Annotated in this window: 2 protein-coding genes; one reads left to right on the top strand and one right to left on the bottom strand. The window is 40.2% G+C overall.

What is annotated here, in order from left to right; translation table 11 throughout:
- Positions 1 to 142 precede the first annotated feature (142 nt).
- A complete protein-coding gene (locus AB4496_RS23595; RefSeq protein ID WP_102257768.1) occupies positions 143 to 1,072 on the top strand; it encodes a LysR family transcriptional regulator in 930 nt (309 codons plus the stop codon).
- Here the strand turns inward: AB4496_RS23595 and AB4496_RS23590 are convergent.
- On the bottom strand, positions 1,056 to 1,995 hold a 940-nt coding region (locus tag AB4496_RS23590), incomplete at its 5' end, for a phosphatase PAP2 family protein (RefSeq protein ID WP_372132187.1). The genes AB4496_RS23595 and AB4496_RS23590 overlap by 17 nt on opposite strands.

The following is a 1,995-nucleotide window of genomic DNA, read 5'->3' as shown; positions in this document are numbered from 1 at the left end:
AATCCAGCCAAGCCAGAAAAAGGTTTTAAAAATTGAAAGCATGATCGATTCCAGATAAATGTTTAGCGTAATTTAGGTGGAGTTGTACTATGATTCAAATTAATTGTTTTAATTATAATTATGAATGATATGGGATTGGTTTGTGGCTGACTTTAACTGGAAAGGAATTGATCTTAACTTATTGATTGCACTACAGGCACTGTATAAAACGAACAGTGTGAGCAAAGCGGCTGAGCGTTGTTATGTCAGCCAATCAGCGATGAGTCATAGCTTACAAAGACTGCGAAAGTTGTTTGATGATCCTCTGTTTGAGCGTGTCGGTAGCAAGATGGAGGCGACCGACCGAGCCATTGAATTATCGAGCACCGTCGATGCGTTGCTTAATACTATTCAATCTGAAGTTCTGTTGTCCAAAATGTTCGAAGTTGATAGTTATAAAGGCAGCTGGAAGATCGGACTTACCGATTACGCGGAACAGATGTTTGGCCCAATGATCTTCGATTTTATTAAACAAGCTTCGCCAAACTCTCAAGTCGCATTTCTTAACGTTAATCGAAACAATTACCAGCAGGTATTTGAAGAGGCTAAGCTAGACATTGCGATAGGCAGTTTTGGTGAAGTGCCTAAGCTATATGGCATTGAACATCTCTATACCGAGCAACATGTTTGCTTGCTTGATGCATCCGTTTTGGATGTTGAGTTGCCTATGTCATTACAATCATTTGTCTCTGTGGAGCACGCCTTAGTGTCTCCTAATGGTGCCTTAAAAACGGCAGTTGATACTAAATTGTCTGAATTGGGCTACACCAGAAAAGTGGCGATATCTTCAAGCAACTTCTTAACGGTAAAACGATTGATCAGTGGCAGAAAGCTATTGTGCATTGTGCCTAAGTTAGTCGCTAGAAATGCCCCTAATGTCGACAGTTCACTGATAGCCGTTGCTCCGCCGATAGATGTTCCTGATTTTGATATACAGCTGGTTTATCGTAAGGGAAAGCAATTAGATGACAAAAACACTCACTTGAGGAAAGTGATCTCTCAAGCGGTTGAGATTGTCATTGCGGCTGAGTGATTGATGACGCGTTTCTTTTTAGCAAATAACCAATTAAGTGCCAAAGAGCAACTACCATTAGAGCGCCTATATACCCATCTATTGCGTAGTGCCACGCTAAGTGAACGGACCCAACTTGGACAAAGAAAGCGTAAACCCACGCAATATATCCCCAGTTTTTGTTTAACCGGAATGTGGTCATAGCCATTAACACTGCGATTGTTACATGCAAACTTGGCATGGCGGATATGCCCGTTCCTCTGCCTCTTATTCCTGTCACATAGCTATCCCAAAGCATATCCTGCGCGGATAGCATCCAAAGTGGGAATAGATTCGCTTGCTTTAACTGGAGGTCTTGCGCTTGTAGACGTTCCATTAACCTAAGATAGAGATCTTGTTCATAGAAGTGGTGAAAGTAGGCGGGTCCCGCAGACGACAACAGCGTCGCTATGACGTTACCTAGGAGAAACCAAGATATCAAAAAGGTGAGGATAAATTGGTTACGCAGGTGGTCATTTTTCCGATAGACAATGAAAAAAAGTAACATCCCCCACATAAGAAAAAACCATAAATTGTATAGAAAATTAATCACTAGAGTTGAAGCCGCATTCGGCAGGAAAAAATGTGTTATTTCCCATGGGGATACACCGAAGTGCAGCCACTTATCTAAATGATAAAAGGTAAGATCTAGATTGTATGGATTGAAGTGAGGTATCAGTGATTTTATAAACGTATAGCTCGAGAATGAGATGTTTAAAACGAGCATTAACAAAACAAAATAAATAGGCTTGGATATAGGAAATAGCAGCGATTTCACTTTTTTTATTAACCGTATCGTTGGTTTTTTTTCTCGTTTAAACATTAAATAGCAATAGTAATACGTAGCCCAAACAGTAAAAGTGACAGAGCAAATTGTAATCAAAACATCGATATAGCTATAGATG

This window comes from Vibrio sp. 10N.222.46.A1 (genome assembly GCF_041473595.1).
Taxonomy (GTDB): Bacteria; Pseudomonadota; Gammaproteobacteria; order Enterobacterales; family Vibrionaceae; genus Vibrio; species Vibrio tasmaniensis_A.
The sequence above is the reverse complement of the archived record's forward strand: the minus strand, read 5'-3'. Positions and strand labels throughout refer to the sequence as shown.